This window comes from Massilia sp. CCM 8734, from assembly GCF_011682155.1.
GTDB classification, from domain to species: domain Bacteria; phylum Pseudomonadota; class Gammaproteobacteria; order Burkholderiales; family Burkholderiaceae_D; genus Telluria_A; species Telluria_A rubra.
In genome coordinates this window covers 1-569 of record NZ_WHJI01000183.1, presented here as the reverse complement: position 1 = coordinate 569, position 569 = coordinate 1, and the positions used below count along the sequence as shown (strand labels likewise).

At 41.8% G+C, this 569-nt stretch carries 1 protein-coding gene; it reads right to left on the bottom strand.

The window, feature by feature from the left end; genetic code table 11:
- Positions 1-40: 40 nt before the first annotated feature.
- Positions 41-487, bottom strand: a complete 447-nt coding sequence (locus F2P46_RS36165; RefSeq protein WP_166899327.1) for a hypothetical protein — start codon at positions 485-487, stop codon at positions 41-43.
- Positions 488-569 lie beyond the last annotated feature (82 nt).

Sequence of the window (569 nt, the reverse complement as noted above, 5' to 3'; positions counted from 1 at the left end):
TTCATGGTGTGGGCGTTTTGATTAAGCGTCAGAAACTAAATCATGCCAGAAATGGGCGCCCACTCCCACCTTTTCGCTTGCGCTGCCAAGCAATTTTCATCCGTTCCGCTAGTTTTGCAAGAGGCTCTACATATATCCAAGTATTGCCGCAATCTTCCGGAATATAACACTGAACCTTATTCGTCAAAGCAGCTGAAATAATTTTTTCAGAAATTATTGAGGTAGGCAAACGACGTCTATATAACCGCAACAATTGTGAAACATCACCTTGAACCTCCGTATACACGCAAATGCACACTAGCTCCGGATAGTCCAATACCTCAACTAAAGAGTTAAACTCATCCAAGTTAAAAACTAAAATTTTTTCGGCTGGACAATCAAAAATTTTACATAAGAACTGTTTTAATTGATCGGGCGAGAAATACCACTTCAATAAAAAATCGTAACTGTTTAGCCCTGACCGTTGTAAACGCGCAATTGTAAACATTCCGATATCCGGGCATGATGCCGGTCATGGTAAAACTTGCCCCTCTTCCCGACCTCTCGACTCTCTCGCATCCCGAAAAAGA